Here is a 15,632-nt window from a genome sequence, read left to right on the forward strand (position 1 = left end):
GGAGGTCGGGCATGCCAGAGAACAAGCGCACCCGTCAGCCCAACGGGGCCTCGTCCATCTACCTCGGCAAGGACGGAAAGTGGCACGGCCGAGTGACCGTCGGCGTCCGTGATGACGGCAAGCCCGACCGCCGTCACGTCGAGCGGAAGACAAAGGCCGAGGTGACCAAGGCCGTCCGCGAGATGGAGAGGGCCCGCGACGACAAGAAGCTCCGGAAGCCGGGGAAGGGGTGGACCGTCCAGAGCTGGCTTGAGCACTGGGTCGAGAACATCGCCCAGCCGTACGTCTCCGAGAACACGTACGCCGGGTACGAGGTCGACGTACGCGTTCACCTCGTCCCCGGCCTGGGCGCTCACAAGCTCGACCGCCTGGAGCCCGAGCACCTCGAACGCTTCTACCGGAAGATGCAGGCGTCCGGGAGCTCCGCCGGCACCGCCCACCACGCTCACCGGACGATCCGGGTCGCCCTCGGTGAGGCCGTGCGACGCGGGCATGTCGTCACCAACGCGGCCGAGATCGCCAAGGCTCCCCGCCTCGAAGAAGAGGACATCGAGCCCTACACGATCGAAGAGGTGCAGAGCCTCCTCGTCGAGGCGGCCAAGCTCCGCAACAGTGCGCGCTGGGTCGTCGCCCTCGCGCTCGGTCTCCGTCAAGGTGAGGCGCTCGGCCTTCACTGGGAGGACGTCGACCTGGACGCGGGGTACGTCCGCATCCGTAAGAACCGGCTGCGTCCCAGGTACGCGCACGGCTGCGGTGCCAATCCGTGCGGCAGGAAGGCGGGCTACTGCCCCAAGAAGGAGCAGACCCGTCGCGAGCACAAGTCCACCAAGTCCCGGGCCGGACGTCGCACCATCGGCCTGCCCGATCCGCTGATCAAGATTCTCCGCCAGCACCAGGAAGCCCAGGAGCGGGAGCGAATCGCGGCCGGTGCGGACTGGGAGGGCAAGGGGTACGTCTTCGCGTCGCCGATCGGTGGGCCGCTGAGTCCGAACACCGACTTCCACACCTGGAAGCGGCTGCTTCGGGATGCCGGCGTCCGGAACGGCCGTCTCCATGACGCTCGCCACACCGCCGCGACCGTGCTGCTGATCCTCGGTGTCCCGGACGTCGTCATCGACTCGATCATGGGTTGGGAGCCTGGGGGAGCGGCCCGGATGCGCGCTCGGTACATGCACGTGACCGGGACCATGCTCCGCAAGGTCGCCCAGCAAGTCGGAGACGTGCTCTGGGTGCTGCCCGGCACCGGCGCCGACGGCCAGGAAGAAACCAACTGAGACGGAAACTGAGACGGACAACGTCGAAGGGCCCCACCGCGAACGGTGGGGCCCTTCGAGTCGTGCCCGGTGAGGCACTGGCGGAGGATACGAGATTCGAACTCGTGAGGGGTTGCCCCCAACACGCTTTCCAAGCGTGCGCCCTAGGCCTCTAGGCGAATCCTCCGCCGGGAACATTACATGACCGAGGGGAGTGCTCGCGAACTCGTTCCCGCTGGCCCGCATCGGGTACTGTTGGCGCAGCCCCTCACGCGGCGCTATCTGACTGAACTCCCCCAGGGCCGGAAGGCAGCAAGGGTAGGTTGGCTCTGGCGGGTGCGTGGGGGGCGTCTGCGTTGCCGGGGCCGGAGGCGACTCGGGGCTACCGGAGGTGACCCGGGGCGCCCCGGGGTGCGGGAGGGTGGCCTCCTCGGGCGGAGCCCGATGTCAGTGGGCGCCTATAACCTCGTATGCGTGTCGTCTCTCGCGCTGTACCGCCGCTATCGCCCGGAGTCGTTCGCCGAGGTCATCGGGCAGGAGCATGTCACCGACCCGTTGCAGCAGGCGCTGCGGAACAACCGGGTCAATCACGCGTACCTGTTCAGCGGTCCGCGTGGATGCGGCAAGACGACCAGCGCGCGGATCCTGGCGCGGTGCCTGAACTGCGAGAAGGGGCCCACGCCGACCCCGTGCGGCGAGTGCCAGTCCTGCCAGGACCTCGCGAGGAACGGCCCCGGTTCCATCGACGTCATCGAGATCGACGCCGCTTCGCACGGTGGTGTGGACGACGCCCGTGAGCTGCGTGAGAAGGCCTTCTTCGGGCCCGCGAGCAGCCGCTACAAGATCTACATCATCGACGAGGCCCACATGGTCACGTCGGCCGGCTTCAACGCGCTCCTCAAGGTCGTCGAGGAGCCGCCCGAGCATCTGAAGTTCATCTTCGCCACCACCGAGCCCGAGAAGGTCATCGGGACGATCCGGTCGCGGACCCATCACTACCCCTTCCGGCTGGTGCCGCCCGGAACCCTCCGGGACTACCTCGCCGAGGTCTGCGGGCACGAGGACATCCCCGTCGAGGAGGGCGTGCTGCCGCTGGTCGTGCGGGCGGGACAGGGGTCCGTGCGTGACTCCATGTCCGTCATGGACCAGCTGCTCGCCGCGGCGAGGGAGGACGGTGTGACGTATGCCATGGCCACCTCTCTCCTCGGCTACACGGAGAGCTCGCTTCTCGACTCCGTCGTCGAGTCCTTCGCCACCGGTGACGGCGCCGCCGCCTTCGAGGTCGTCGACCGTGTCATCGAGGGCGGCAACGACCCGCGGCGGTTCGTCACCGACCTGCTGGAGCGGCTGCGTGACCTGGTGATCCTGGCCGCCGTTCCGGACGCCGCGGAGAAGGGGCTGATCGACGCCCCCGCCGACGTCATCGAGCGGATGCAGGCCCAGGCAGGCACCTTCGGCCCCGCCGAACTGAGCCGCGCGGCCGACCTCGTCAACGAGGGGCTGACCGAGATGCGCGGCGCCACCTCCCCCCGCCTCCAGCTCGAACTCATCTGCGCGCGCGTGCTGCTTCCCGCGGCGTACGGCGACGAGCGGTCGGTCATGGCCCGTCTGGACCGCATCGAGCGCGGTGTGAACTTCTCCGCGGGGAGCGGTGCGCCGGCCATGGGCTATGTGCCGGGGCCCGAAGCGCACGGGGGAGCGACAGCGGGGGCGGCGGCTCCGGTGCCGACGGGGAGCGGCCCGGCCGCGGCCCGCGCGGCGGTACGCGCTTCCGGGGCGCCGACCATGCCAGGCGCGCAGGGGGCGCCCATGACCGGCGCACCGGCGTCGGCTTCCGCCGCCCCGGCTGCGGCATCTCCGCCTCCGGTGGGCAACGACCAGGCACAGGCTCCGGTTCAGGCCCCGGCCCCGCAGCCGTCGCAGCCGGAGCCGCATCAGCCGCAGCCTCACCCCGAACCGCAAGCCGAACCTCACTCCGGGCCCACTCCGGCCGCCGCACCCCCAGCCGTCTCGGCTCCCGCCCCCGGCGCCTGGCCCACCGCCACCCCCGCGGGCGGCGGTCGCCGGCCTGGCGGCTGGCCCACCGCGACGCCGGCCGGCAGCGGACAGCCCTCGGCGGCGTCGAGCGCTCCCGGACCCGTGTCCACCCCGCCCGCGACGGCCACGCCCGCCGCTCCCCAGGTCTCGACGGCCGCCTCCGCCTCGGCCTACGCGCCTCCTTCCGGCGGCCTCGACCCCCGCATGCTCTGGCCCAACATCCTGGAAGCCGTCAAGAACCGCCGCCGGTTCACCTGGATCCTGCTCAGCCAGAACGCTCAGGTCACCGGCTTCGACGGCACCACCCTCCAGCTCGGCTTCATCAACGCCGGCGCCCGTGACAACTTCTCCGGCAGCGGCAGCGAGGACGTGCTGAAGCAGGCGCTCGCCGAGCAGTTCAACGTGCAGTGGAAGATCGAGGCGATCGTCGACCCGTCGGGCGGCTCGGCATCCCCGCCCCCCGGCGGCCCGGGAGGCCCCACCGGCTCGAGCGGCGGCTACGGCGGCGGAGGCGGCGCGGGCTACGGCGGATCCGGTGCCGGTTACGGCGGATCCGGCGCGCCTGGCACATCCGGCGGTGGTGGCGGCTATGGCGGTGGCGGTACCGCCTCCCAGCGTCCGGCGTCGTCCCAGACCGCCCAGTCCGCGTCGGCGGCCCCCACGGCGTCCGCCTCAGCCTCGTCTCCGGCCCCGGCGACCGCGCCCACCCCCGCCCCGCAGCGCTCCGCCCCCGAACCGCCGCCCCCGGTCTCCATCGAGGACGACATCCCGGAGGACGACGACCCCGACCTCGACGAGTCGGCCCTGTCCGGGCACGACCTCATCGTGCGGGAGTTGGGAGCCACGGTGGTGGAGGAGTTCTCCAACGAGTGACGAGTGGCGAGTGGCGAGTGGCGAGTCATGAGTCATGAGCGACGGGTCATGAGCGACGGGTAGCGAAGCGAGGGGCGAGTGAGGGCGGGCCCCGGCCGGGCGGCCGTCCGTCGCCGTGGCGTCGCGGCTGGCCGGGTCGGCGTCTTGGAGGAAGCTCCAGCTCACCTCCCTCCACCCCTTCGGAACCCCGCACAAAAACCCGGTTAGGCTGACCCCCGTGAACGTCCTCGTCATCGGCAGCGGTGCCCGCGAACACGCCCTGTGCCGTTCCCTGTCCCTCGACCCCGATGTCAGCGCGCTGCACTGCGCTCCCGGCAACGCCGGCATCGCCGAGGTCGCCGAACTGCACCAGGTCGACGCCCTCGACGGCGCGGCCGTGTCCGCGCTGGCCGTGGAGCTCGGCGCCGACCTGGTCGTCGTAGGCCCGGAGGCGCCGTTGGTCGCCGGGGTCGCCGACGCCGTGCGCGAGGCGGGGATCCCCGTCTTCGGCCCCTCCAAGGAGGCCGCGCAGCTCGAGGGCTCCAAGGCCTTCGCCAAGGAGGTCATGGCGGGAGCCGAGGTACCGACCGCGCGCTCGTACGTCTGTACGACCCCGGACGAGGTCGACGAGGCCCTCGACGCCTTCGGCGCCCCGTACGTCGTCAAGGACGACGGGCTCGCCGCCGGCAAGGGCGTCGTCGTGACCGGCGACCTCGACGCGGCCACGGCGCACGCCAACGCCTGCGAGCGGGTCGTCATCGAGGAGTTCCTCGACGGCCCCGAGGTCTCCCTCTTCGCCATCACCGACGGCGATACGGTCCTCCCCCTCCAGCCCGCCCAGGACTTCAAGCGCGCACTGGACGGCGACGAGGGTCCCAACACCGGCGGCATGGGCGCGTACTCCCCGTTGCCGTGGGCCGACCCGAAGCTGGTGGACGAGGTCATGCAGACCGTCCTGCAGCCGACCGTGGACGAGATGCGCCGGCGCGGCACGCCCTTCTCCGGCCTGCTCTACGCCGGTCTCGCGATCACCGGCCGCGGGGTGCGGGTCATCGAGTTCAACGCCCGTTTCGGCGACCCCGAGACGCAGGTCGTCCTCGCCCGGCTGAAGACCCCGCTCGCCGGCATCCTGATGGCCGCCGCCACCGGCAACCTCGCCGACCTGCCGCCCCTGCGCTGGAGCGACGACGCCGCGGTCACCGTGGTCGTCGCCTCGCACAACTACCCCGGCACCCCCCGCACCGGCGACCCGATCACCGGCCTGGACGAGGTGGCCGCAGAGGACGCCCCGCACGCGTACGTCCTGCACGCCGGCACCCGCCGCGACGGTGACGCCGTGGTCAGCGCGGGCGGCCGCGTGCTGTCCGTGACGGCGGTCGGCGCGGACCTCACCGAGGCCCGCGACCGCGCGTACCGGGCCGTCGCCCGCGTCAACCTCGACGGTTCCCAGCACCGCACGGACATCGCGGCGAAGGTCGCGTCCGGCAGCTGAGAGTCCGGAAATCCGGTAGTCCCGAATCCCGGTATCGATAAACCCCGCAGGCCCCGGATCCGTCTCAGGATCCGGGGCCTGATCGTTGCTGTCCGTCATCCACCTCTCCCCAGAGCCATTCCATCGAGTGACCGATGCCCCATCCGGCTGACGGGGGCCGGGGCCCCAACTAGGGTGCGGCGCAAGCGGTCCGGCACTTGGCTCACCGGCATTGCGATGTCGGTGAGCGGTGCCACAGTGGGGGAGTGAGCAACGCCAGGAGAGCCGGGCAGAGCGCCGGGCCGGCAGGACGGCAGGGAGGGGGCGAGGTCCGGTCATGACCGGTATGGGTGTGGAGGCGGGCGCGCAGGCCGCGCGTTCCCGAGCACTGGCCGTGCTGCGCATCCGCGGCCGGGCGCTGGCCGTCGCGCTGCTGCCCGCGGCCGTGGCCGTCGTGCTGCTGGCCGGCGGGTCCACCAGCCACCTCGTGGGCCCCGGTTGGCATGCCGCCCGGTGGGTGATGTGCGTCGCCGCCGTCCTCGTGCTGCTCGCCGCCGGCGGTGTCGCCCTGGTCGTCGCCCGCGCCCGTCCGGCCGTCAGCCCGACGATCCCGATCGCCGAGGAGTCGGCCCCCGACCTCTACCGCATGGTGCGCGACCTCGCCGACCGCCTCGACGTCCCCGCGCCCTCCGCCATAGCGCTCACCCCGGACTGCGACAGCTGGCTGGAGGACCGCACCCACCCGGCCCACGGCCCGCCGCCGCGCGTGGACCACGACGAGATAGCGGGCGTCCGCGGTAACCACCGCCGTGCCACCGCCGCACCCGTCCTGGTCATCGGCTCCCCGTTCCTGTGGTGGATGCGGGTGGCCGAGCTGCGCGCGGTCCTCGCCCCGGTCGTCGCCGGTACGGGACCCTCAGCGCACCCGGACATAGCGGCGGCCCGACGCTTCGTACGGGGCCTGGACGCGGCGGTGGCCGTGGCCTCGGCACCCGATCGCGGCGTTCTGGTCCGCCCGGTGCTCGCGGGCGTCGGCTGGGTCGCCCGACTGCTGCTGCGCAGTTGCCGTGACCACGCCGGCGAGATGGAGCGCGGTGTCGCGGCCGCGGCCGCCGAGCGTGCACAGGCTGTGGATTACGGCCTCAGGATCGTCGCCCAGGAGCAGGTCGGGCTGGCGTACGCCGGCTGGGACCGTCTGCTGACCCGGGTCGCGCTGCCCGCCTGGCGGATGGGCCGCTGGCCCTCCCGGCTGGACGCGGGCGTCGTCGCGGCCCTCACCGAGCTGTCCCGGCGCGACCGGCTGGCCGAGGGCTTCGCCTCGCGGCTGGGTGAGCGCCCCGCGTGCGACCTGCTCGAAGAGCCCGGCGCGGTGGACGAGGCGACCTCCCTGCTCGCCGCCCGCCTCTTCCACGGCGGGCCCGCCGAGCCGAGTCGGGACTGGGCCCCGGTGGACTGGCAGGAGTATCCGGACGAGGTCGTCGACCGCAAGTGGCGCACCGACGCGGCCCGCCTCCACCGAGTCCTGGACGCGCTGGGCGTACGCCATGCCCCCGACCCCACGTCGACGGACCCCGACGGCCCGACGCTGGCCCGCGTGATGGACCACCTGACCGGACCGCCGGCGACGGTCCCGACCCCGCCCCCGGCCGCCGAAGCGCGCTCCACCGCCGCCGAGCCCGACACCGATGAGGGTGTCGACACGGTCACCACGGACGCCGACGCCCCTGCCCCCGTCTCCACCCCTCCCGGAGACCGCGAGGACCGCGAGGACCGCGACGACCTGGACGCCCTCGACGACCTGGACGACGGCTCCGAGAACGGCACGGAGAACGGCACCGCCCTCGCCGCCCGCCTCAGCGCCGAGATCGCCCGTGAGGAGGAGGCCGCCGTCTCCTCCGCACCCGGGACCGCGTCACAGGCCGGCCCCGCCACCTCCGTTCAGGGCGGCGCCGGCGGCCCCGACACCGCGCTCTGGGACGACGGCACCTTCCCCCTCTTCCCCCTGCAACCGCCTCGCACCGCGCGCGAACTGCTCACCGACCACGTCACCGCGATGGTGTGCTGCGCCGCGATGGACACCGCCGGCGCGACTCCGGGCCTGGACTGGCTCGACGGCCCCTCCCTCATGGTCAACGGTGAGCGGGCGGCCGACCTGGCCCCTCGCGTCCTCAGCCTGGTCGAGGACGGCGACCCGGCCCCGCTGCGGGCCTGGCTGGTCGAGTCGGGGATACGCCCGGAGAAGCCGGTCCGCCTCGTCTGACCGGCACCCCCTCATACCGGACCCCCCGCTTCCACTTACGGCCAATTCGCAACGAATAGTGACAGCCTGCGTGCGTTATGTGATGTGCTGGGATCGATCCGGCACTTGGCAAGAGCGTGCGGCACAAGACAGGCACATGACACAGGCGTACGGGGGCGTGAGGGAGGGGAGCGAGCATGGGATCGGAGAAGATCCGCCGCTGGGAGTCGGGAGCGCTCGCGCACGCCGTGACGGATCCCTTCGGCCAGGGCCCTCTTCCCTGGCTCCGCGGCGCCGAGACGTACTTCGACGACAGCGGCCAGGTCGTCCCCTGGTACGTGGAACCGCCGCGACAGCCGACGCGATCGTCGCACCCCGACCGCGCCACGCACCCGCCGCGGAACGCTCCCCACGTCCCCTCCCCCCGCTCCGCCCCCGGCACCCCCCGCTCCGCCGACGACGTGAACTGCCAGATCAAGGGCTTCACGTCCACCGGCGCGGTCGCCCCCGGCGAGGCCGTCGACTTCCACATCACCGTCGACCCGCCGCAGGAGTTCGGCGTCGACGTCTACCGCATCGGTCACTACGGCGGTGACGGCGCCGCGAAGGTCACCACCAGTCCCCGGCTGTCGGGCATAGTCCAGCCCGCGCCGCTGACCGCGGACCGTACGGTCTCCTGCCACCACTGGTGGCTGTCCTGGCGGCTGCAGATCCCGAGCTACTGGAGCGTCGGCGCCTACGTCGCCGTCCTGACGACGGCCGACGGCTACCGCTCCCACATCCCGTTCACCGTCCGCGACAACGAGCCGGCCGACCTGCTCCTCCTGTTGCCGGACGTCACCTGGCAGGCGTACAACCTCTACCCGGAGGACGGCCGCACCGGCGCCAGCCTCTACCACGCCTGGGACGAGAACGGCCGGCTGCTCGGCGAGGCCGACGCGGCCACGACCCTCTCCTTCGACCGCCCGTACGCGGGCGCCGGCCTTCCCCTCCACGTGGGCCACGCCTACGACTTCATCCGCTGGGCTGAGCGCTACGGCTACGACCTCGCCTACGCCGACGCCCGCGACCTGCACGGCGGCCAGGTCGACCCCACCCGCTACCGCGGACTGGTCTTCCCCGGCCACGACGAGTACTGGTCGGCCACCATGCGCCGCACCGTGGAACGCGCCCGCGACCACGGCACGAGCCTGGTCTTCCTGTCGGCCAACACCATGTACTGGCAGGTCGAGCTCGGCCCGTCCCCGTCCGGTGTCCCCGACCGCCTGCTCACCTGCCGAAAACGCCGGGGGCCGGGCAAGCCCGTGCTCTGGCGGGAGATCGACCGCCCGGAGCAGCAACTGATCGGCATCCAGTACGCCGGCCGCGTCCCCGAGCCCCACCCCCTGATCGTGCGCAACGCGGGCCACTGGATGTGGGAGTCGACCGGCGCGCACGACGGCGACGAGATCGAGGGCCTGGTCGCGGGCGAGGCCGACCGGTACTTCCCGCGCACCCCGCTGCCCGAGCACGACGACCGCATCCTGCTCGCGCACTCCCCGTACACCGACACCGAGGGAGCCCTCCGTCACCAGGAGACCTCGCTCTACCGGGCCCCTTCCGGCGCCCTGGTCTTCGCGTCCGGGACGTTCGCCTGGTCACCGTCACTGGACCGCCCGGGCCACGTCGACCCCAGGGTCCAGCGAGCCACCGCAAACCTCCTGGACCGCATCTGCAAACGTGACTGAACCCCCTTCCACCAGTCCCGCTGTCCGGAACCGATCTCCCGTACGGGAGAATCGACCCACTTGGGCCCGCCCGTCGCCCACCACCACCCTGTTGGGGCCCTTCGGGCGCACCTTTCGTTCAACCACGGGGAGGAACCGTGTCCGGATTCGTCGATAAGCCCGAGCCGCTTCAGGTTCCGGGTCTGGTGCATCTGCACACCGGCAAGGTGCGCGACCTGTACCAGAACGAGGCGGGCGACCTCGTGATGGTCGCCAGCGACCGTCTCTCCGCCTACGACTGGGTGCTGCCCACCGAGATCCCCGACAAGGGGCGGGTGCTCACCCAGCTCTCCCTGTGGTGGTTCGACCAGCTCGCCGACCTGGTCCCCAACCACGTCCTGAGCACCGACCTGCCCGCGGGAGCCCCCGCCGACTGGGCCGGCCGCACCCTGGTCTGCAAGTCCCTGCGGATGGTCCCGGTGGAGTGCGTGGCCCGCGGCTACCTCACCGGCTCGGGCCTCCTGGAGTACGACGACTCCCGTACGGTCTGCGGCCTCGCCCTGCCCGAGGGCCTGGTCGACGGCTCGGAGCTGCCCGCCCCGATCTTCACCCCGGCCACCAAGGCCGAGGTCGGAGAGCACGACGAGAACGTCTCCTACGAGGAGGTCGCCCGCCAGGTCGGCGCCGACACCGCCGCCCAGCTGCGCCAGGCGACCCTCGCCGTCTACTCGCGCGGCCGGGACATCGCCCGCGAGCGGGGGATCATCCTCGCGGACACCAAGTTCGAGTTCGGCTTCGAGGGGGAGCGCCTGGTCCTCGCGGACGAGGTCCTCACCCCGGACTCCTCCCGCTTCTGGCCGGCCGAGCAGTGGCAGCCGGGCCGTGCCCAGCCGTCGTACGACAAGCAGTTCGTCCGCGACTGGCTCACGTCGCCGGAGTCCGGCTGGGACCGCAGGAGCGAGCAGCCTCCGCCGCCGCTGCCGCAGGAGGTCGTGGACGCGACCCGCGCCAAGTACGTCGAGGCGTACGAGCGTCTGACGGGCACGAGCTGGGCGTAGGACACGAAGAAGCCCCCCGGCAGAAGCCGGGGGGCCTGTTCAGAGCGGACGACCAGGTTCGAACTGGCGACCTCAACCTTGGCAAGGTTGCGCTCTACCAACTGAGCTACGTCCGCGTGCGCCGTGGCGCGAGAGCAACTATACCCAACCTCGCTCGCGTGCGAGCCGCACGGCCGCGTGCCGGTTCTCCGCCCCGAGCTTGGAGACGGCCGACGACAGGTAGTTCCGTACGGTCCCCTGGGACAGCGCGGCCCGCTCGGCGATCTCCGCGACCGGAGCCCCGTCGGCGGCGAACTCCAGCACCTCCGCCTCCCGCGCGGTCAGCGGCGAGTCCCCGGCGGAGATCGCGTCGGCCGCCAACTCGGGGTCGACGTAACGGTTTCCGGCGTGCACCGTGCGGATGATCTCCGCGAGTCTCCGCGCGCTGACGGTCTTGGGGACGAACCCCCGCACACCCGCTTCGAGGGCCCGCTTCAGATGTCCGGGCCGCCCGTGGCTGGTCACGATCAGCACCCGGCAGTCGGGCAGCTCGGTCCGCAGGGATGTGGCGACCTTCACACCGTCCGCGCCGGGCATCTGCAGATCCAGTACGGCGACGTCGGGAGCGTGGGCCCGGGCCATGGCCAGCGCCTCGGGTCCCGTCGCCGCCTCGGCAACGACGACGAGGTCGTCCTCCAGGGAGAGCAGGGTGGCGAGCGCACCCCGGATGAGGTGCTCGTCATCGGCCAGCAGGAGCCGTACGGGAGCAGTCATGACGTGACCTCACTCATAACCGTGGCGGCAGCCGCCCCCGACCCCGCGACCGCCCTCGTGCCCGTGCCCACGACCGCCCCCGCTCCCGAGCCCGCGCCCGAGCCCGCGCCCGCCCCCGTGCCCGCTCCCGAGCCCGTGCCCGGGACCGCTCCCGCTCCTGCCCCCGAGCCCGCGCCCGCCCCCGTGCCCGCTTCCGAGCCGGGGACAGCCGCCGCGCCCGCGCCCGCCCCCGAGCTGGGGACCGCCGCCGCGCCCGTGCCCGCTCCCGAGACCGTGCCCGGGACCGCTCCCGCTCCTGCCCCCGAGCCCGCGCCCGCCCCCGTGCCCGCCCCCGAGACCGCAGCCGGCACCTCCGCCACCACCCGGAACAGCCCCCCGTCGATCCGCCCCGCCTCCAAGGTCCCCTCCACCGCGGCCAGCCGTTCCCGCAGCCCGGCCAGGCCCGAACCGCCCACGGTGCGGTCCGAGGGCGCGGACGCCCCGTCGTTCTCCACGGTCAGCACCGCTCGCCCCTCCGTCACCCGGACCCCCACGGCACACCATGCGGCATCCCCGTGCCGCAGCACGTTCGTCGTCGTCTCCCGCACCACCCAGGCGAGTGCCGACTGCACCTCGGCCGGCAGCCCGGCGGCCCCGCCCCCGGTCACCTCGCACCGGATCCCGGCGGCCGTCAACACTCCTTGCGCGCCCGCGAGTTCGACCCCGAGGTCGGCCTCCCGGTACCCCCGTACGACATCCCGTACCTCGCGCTGCGACTCCTGCGCGATGCGCTGCACCTCGGTCATCTGGTCGACGGCCTCGGGCCGCCCGCGCCGGGCCAGCTGCACGGCCAGCTCGCTCTTGAGGGCGATCACGGCGAGGTTGCGTCCCATCACGTCGTGCAGGTCGCGCCCGAACCGCAGCCGTTCCTCGGCGACGGCGAGCCGGGCGCGGGTCTCACGGGCCTCGTCGAGTTCGTAGAAGGCGTCGAGGAGCCAGACGGAGAACGCGGACGTGAAGGCCATGACGGCGGAGCCGAGCAGCACGGCGAGCGTGGCGGCCAGCGCGGCGCCGCCGGGGGCGCCCAGGGCGAGCGACACGGCTCCGGCACCGGATCCGAAGCCCCCGACGAGCGCGTACACCCGCCGCCGGTCGCGGACGCCGAGCGCCAGGGTGCCGGCCCCGAAGATCAGGACGAGCCCGAAGACCCCGCCGGCCGCGCCGTCGACGTTCTCGCCGTCCGGCCCGTGCTCCGCGAGCCCGAGGGCTCCGGTGGCGACGGCGGCGGTGATCACGCCGACCGTCCACAGCAGCCGGACGGGCTGCTCACGGCGCCCGCGGGTCCAGTCCAGCGCGCGGGACGCGGTCGTGGCGCACACCACGGCGTGCGCACTCACCATCAGCAGCAGCCAGGCCGCGAGCCACGGCTCGACCTGGCCGAGCGCGGTGAGCCCGACCGTCGCGACCTCCAGCACGGCGAAGAAGTGGAACGTGGAGCGGGTGTACGTCTCCACCTTCGCCGGCGTGCTCTTCCCCCGCCACCACCGGCCCGGCCCCCGCATCCCCGTCGCCCTCCGCCACCAGCCGCTCCGCGTACGCATGTTGCGCCCCCGTCCCCGATAACGGCGCCCTTCAGCGCCGCGGCTCCCACCGGAACCAGCGCTGTACAGCAAACACGCCCAGCGCGATCCAGGCCAGCGCGGTCATGAGCGGCCCCAGCGCCTCGTACGCCGACAGTTCACCGGTCCAGCCGCCGCGCACGAGGGTGATCACCGGTGTCAGCGGCAGGAGTTCGAGCACCGACGCCACCCGGTCGGGCATCAGCTCCAGCGGCACGGCGACCCCGGAGCCCACCATCGAGGCCATCACCAACGGCATCGAGGTGACCTGCGCACTCTCGACGGTGCGGGTGAAGCTCGCCGTGACGGCCGCCAGCGCCGCGCACATCGCCAGCCCCAACAGCACCCCCAGAACGGCGAGTTGGGGAGCCTGTGGGGCGGGCACGTCCAGCAGGACGGAGCAGCCCACCGCCAGGACCAGGGACTGGACCAGTCCCGTGACGACGGCGGGCAGCGCGGCCCCGGTCAGGATCTCCCGGTCGCGCGGCTCACCGGTCCGCAGCCGCTTGAGGACGAGTTCCTCGCGCCGCCCGACGAAGACGCCCACGAGTGCCGAGTACACCGCGAACAGCAGTGAGAAGCCGATGGCGCCCGGCAGCAGGACCAGGCCCACGCTCAGTCCGGCGCCGTCGAGGTCCATGTCCTCGACCACCGAGCGCGCGCTGACCGGCAGCACCAGTGGCACGAGCAGCGCCGTGACGATCATGCCCTTGCTCCGCCCGAACAGGGTCAGCTCGGCCCGTGCGAGCGCCGCGACGCGCCCCGCAGGGGTGGTGACCGGCTTCGCCGCGGTGGTGACAGCCCCGCTCATGCCGCGTACTCCTCAACCGTCTCGCGGGAGGCGGACGCCTCCCGGGCGATCCCCAGGAACGCCTCCTCCAGCGACGCCGACCGCACGTCGAGGCGGCGCAGTTCGACCCCGGCCCGGCCGGCCCACGCCAGCACCCCGGTGGCCGCCCGCTGCAGCTCACGCGTCCGCAGCCGGACCAGGTGCCCCTCGACCTCGTGCCCGCACACCCCCAGCTCACCGAGCGGCGGCAGGTCCCCCAGGAAGTAGCCGTCGGGCAGTTCGAAGGAGATCCGGGACGGCTGCGCGGCGGTCACCTCGGCCGGTGTCCCGGAAGCCGCGACGCGCCCCTCGTGCAGGATGGCGAGCCGGTCGGCGAGATCCTCGGCCTCCTCCAGGTAGTGCGTGGTCAGCAGTACCGTCGTGCCGCCGTCGCGCAGCGCCCGTACCAACTCCCAGGTCTCCCGGCGCCCTTCGGCGTCCAGGCCGGTCGTCGGCTCGTCCAGGAACAGCACCTCGGGCCTGCCGAGCAGCGCGAGCGCCAGGTCCAGGCGCCGCCGCTCACCCCCGGACAGCTGCTTCACCCGGACGCCCGCCCTGCGCTCGAGCCCGACCAGTGCCAGCGCCTCCCCCTCGGGCCGCGCCCCGCTCACACAGCCCGCCCACATCCGCGTGGTCTCGGCGACGGTCAGCTCGGACGGAAACCCGCCCTCCTGCAACATCACACCCGTCCGAGGCCGTACGACGGCCCGCTCGGCGTAGGGGTCACAGCCGAGGACCCGTACCCGCCCGGCGGCCGGCCGCGCGAGCCCCTCCAGCAGTTCGACGGTGGACGTCTTGCCCGCCCCGTTGGTGCCCAGCAGAGCGAAGACCTCGCCGCGGCGCACGGAGAAGGAGATCCCGCGCACCGCCTCGAACCCGCCCCCGTACACACGCCGCAGGTCAGTGACCTCAATCACGTGTTCGTGTTCGTTGGTGTCCATGCCTTCAGCGTTCCGTGCCGGCGGGGCCGGCAGCAGTGCGAGCTGTCACCACTCGGCATGACAAATGTCAGTCGGATGTCCACCGCATACGAAAGAGACCCCGGTCGATGACCGGGGTCTCTTTCATGGAGCGGACGACCAGGTTCGAACTGGCGACCTCAACCTTGGCAAGGTTGCGCTCTACCAACTGAGCTACGTCCGCAGTGCCTCCGACCGGCTCTCACCGATCGGCGCGAGCACCAGCCTACCTGATCCACAAGAGTGGTCGGGACGGCGATGCAGAGCGGGTGACAGGAATTGCACACTGCGCCTTCCCCCTGGAAGGGGGATGTTCTACTACTGAACTACACCCGCATGTACTCCGTGGGCTGGGCTTTTCGGCCTGGCCCCTCGGCGTGCTCCAGACTCTAGCTGACCAGGTGGGGTGCAACGCAAGTCGGTTGTCCCGAGGGGCCGGTGACCGGCCGTCGGCCTCGGTTCACTGCGCGGCGGCGAACGCCTCGTAGACCTTCTTGGGGATGCGCCCGCGCGCCGGGACGTCCATCTTGTTGGCCTGGGCCCAGGCCCGGACGGCCGCCGGATCGGGGGCCACCTCCGTCTGCCGGTAGGCCTTGCCGGATCTCGACCGCTTGCGGCCGGCCTCCACGTACGGCTCGAGCGCCATACGCAGTTTCTTGGCATTGGTTTGATTCAGGTCGATCTCGTACGACTTGCCGTCGAGTCCGAAGGCGATCGTTTCCGCCGCTTCCGAGCCGTCGATGTCGTCAAAGAGAGTGACCACGACCTTCTGCGCCACGAATATCGGTCCCTCCGTACAGCACCTCATACAGCTCAGCTGCGATGACGTGCCGAGTATCGGCTATTGCCAATTCATTTGTACAGCGCTCGGCATTGA

At 72.4% G+C, this 15,632-nt stretch carries 10 protein-coding genes, 4 tRNA genes, 1 other RNA gene and 1 pseudogene; 7 read left to right on the forward strand and 9 right to left on the reverse strand.

Annotated elements, in window-relative coordinates:
* Positions 1-11: 11 nt before the first annotated feature.
* Entirely contained in the window at positions 12-1,274 is a 1,263-nt protein-coding gene (locus AQJ84_RS17865; RefSeq protein WP_030043841.1) for a tyrosine-type recombinase/integrase, read from the forward strand.
* 78 nt (positions 1,275-1,352) lie between these two features.
* Here AQJ84_RS17865 and AQJ84_RS17870 read toward each other — a convergent pair.
* Positions 1,353-1,440 (reverse strand) — tRNA-Ser (locus AQJ84_RS17870).
* A 73-nt stretch (positions 1,441-1,513) separates the two neighbouring features.
* Between AQJ84_RS17870 and ffs the strand changes: the two genes are divergently transcribed.
* The 6 genes from ffs (at position 1,514) to AQJ84_RS17900 (ending at position 10,616) form a co-directional block, all read left to right on the forward strand.
* An RNA gene (gene ffs, locus AQJ84_RS17875) (signal recognition particle sRNA small type) lies at positions 1,514-1,608 on the forward strand.
* Positions 1,609-1,727: 119 nt separating this feature from the next.
* Entirely contained in the window at positions 1,728-4,163 is a 2,436-nt protein-coding gene (locus AQJ84_RS17880; RefSeq protein WP_030043840.1) for a DNA polymerase III subunit gamma and tau, read from the forward strand.
* 217 nt (positions 4,164-4,380) lie between these two features.
* Complete coding sequence (gene purD / locus AQJ84_RS17885) at positions 4,381-5,634, forward strand: phosphoribosylamine--glycine ligase (RefSeq protein ID WP_030043839.1); 1,254 nt, start codon at positions 4,381-4,383, stop codon at positions 5,632-5,634.
* Positions 5,635-5,950: 316 nt separating this feature from the next.
* On the forward strand, positions 5,951-7,873 hold the full coding sequence (locus AQJ84_RS17890) for a M48 family metalloprotease (protein WP_053192590.1): 1,923 nt from the start codon (positions 5,951-5,953) through the stop codon (positions 7,871-7,873).
* 176 nt (positions 7,874-8,049) lie between these two features.
* Positions 8,050-9,579: a N,N-dimethylformamidase beta subunit family domain-containing protein gene (locus AQJ84_RS17895; RefSeq protein WP_030043836.1), complete on the forward strand. Its 1,530-nt coding sequence runs from the start codon at positions 8,050-8,052 to the stop codon at positions 9,577-9,579.
* Positions 9,580-9,716: 137 nt separating this feature from the next.
* Positions 9,717-10,616: a phosphoribosylaminoimidazolesuccinocarboxamide synthase gene (locus AQJ84_RS17900; RefSeq protein WP_030043835.1), complete on the forward strand. Its 900-nt coding sequence runs from the start codon at positions 9,717-9,719 to the stop codon at positions 10,614-10,616.
* Between the two features lie 43 nt (positions 10,617-10,659).
* On the opposite strand, the gene AQJ84_RS17905 is transcribed toward AQJ84_RS17900, so the two are convergent.
* From AQJ84_RS17905 to AQJ84_RS17940, 8 genes and pseudogenes are all read right to left on the reverse strand, one after another.
* Positions 10,660-10,732, reverse strand: a tRNA-Gly gene (locus AQJ84_RS17905).
* Positions 10,733-10,754: 22 nt separating this feature from the next.
* On the reverse strand, positions 10,755-11,369 hold the full coding sequence (locus AQJ84_RS17910; RefSeq protein WP_030043834.1) for a response regulator transcription factor: 615 nt from the start codon (positions 11,367-11,369) through the stop codon (positions 10,755-10,757).
* Positions 11,370-11,686: 317 nt separating this feature from the next.
* Positions 11,687-12,910, reverse strand: a pseudogene (locus AQJ84_RS17915) (sensor histidine kinase); the annotation flags it as partial.
* A 70-nt stretch (positions 12,911-12,980) separates the two neighbouring features.
* Positions 12,981-13,778: an ABC transporter permease gene (locus tag AQJ84_RS17920; protein WP_030043832.1), complete on the reverse strand. Its 798-nt coding sequence runs from the start codon at positions 13,776-13,778 to the stop codon at positions 12,981-12,983.
* Positions 13,775-14,737, reverse strand: a complete 963-nt coding sequence (locus AQJ84_RS17925) for an ABC transporter ATP-binding protein (protein WP_030043831.1) — start codon at positions 14,735-14,737, stop codon at positions 13,775-13,777. Before AQJ84_RS17925 ends, AQJ84_RS17920 begins: the two co-directional genes overlap by 4 nt.
* Positions 14,738-14,863: 126 nt before the next feature.
* Positions 14,864-14,939 (reverse strand) — tRNA-Gly (locus AQJ84_RS17930).
* Between the two features lie 80 nt (positions 14,940-15,019).
* Positions 15,020-15,091: transfer RNA gene (locus AQJ84_RS17935), tRNA-Gly, on the reverse strand.
* Positions 15,092-15,215: 124 nt separating this feature from the next.
* The gene (locus AQJ84_RS17940) at positions 15,216-15,533 is read right to left on the reverse strand and encodes a histone-like nucleoid-structuring protein Lsr2 (RefSeq protein ID WP_030043830.1); all 318 of its coding nucleotides are present in this window, start codon (positions 15,531-15,533) and stop codon (positions 15,216-15,218) included.
* Positions 15,534-15,632: the final 99 nt, after the last annotated feature.

It is taken from the genome of Streptomyces resistomycificus (assembly GCF_001514265.1).
GTDB classification, from domain to species: domain Bacteria; phylum Actinomycetota; class Actinomycetes; order Streptomycetales; family Streptomycetaceae; genus Streptomyces; species Streptomyces resistomycificus.

What these genes read in the sequence shown, in the direction of transcription:
- AQJ84_RS17925 (WP_030043831.1), bottom strand. Translation starts at nt 14,737, where the DNA reads ATGGACACCAACGAACACGAACACGTGATTGAGGTCACTGACCTGCGG.
- AQJ84_RS17865 (WP_030043841.1), top strand. Translation starts at nt 12, where the DNA reads ATGCCAGAGAACAAGCGCACCCGTCAGCCCAACGGGGCCTCGTCCATC.
- AQJ84_RS17910 (WP_030043834.1), bottom strand. Translation starts at nt 11,369, where the DNA reads ATGACTGCTCCCGTACGGCTCCTGCTGGCCGATGACGAGCACCTCATC.
- AQJ84_RS17920 (WP_030043832.1), bottom strand. Translation starts at nt 13,778, where the DNA reads ATGAGCGGGGCTGTCACCACCGCGGCGAAGCCGGTCACCACCCCTGCG.
- AQJ84_RS17890 (WP_053192590.1), top strand. Translation starts at nt 5,951, where the DNA reads ATGACCGGTATGGGTGTGGAGGCGGGCGCGCAGGCCGCGCGTTCCCGA.
- AQJ84_RS17895 (WP_030043836.1), top strand. Translation starts at nt 8,050, where the DNA reads ATGGGATCGGAGAAGATCCGCCGCTGGGAGTCGGGAGCGCTCGCGCAC.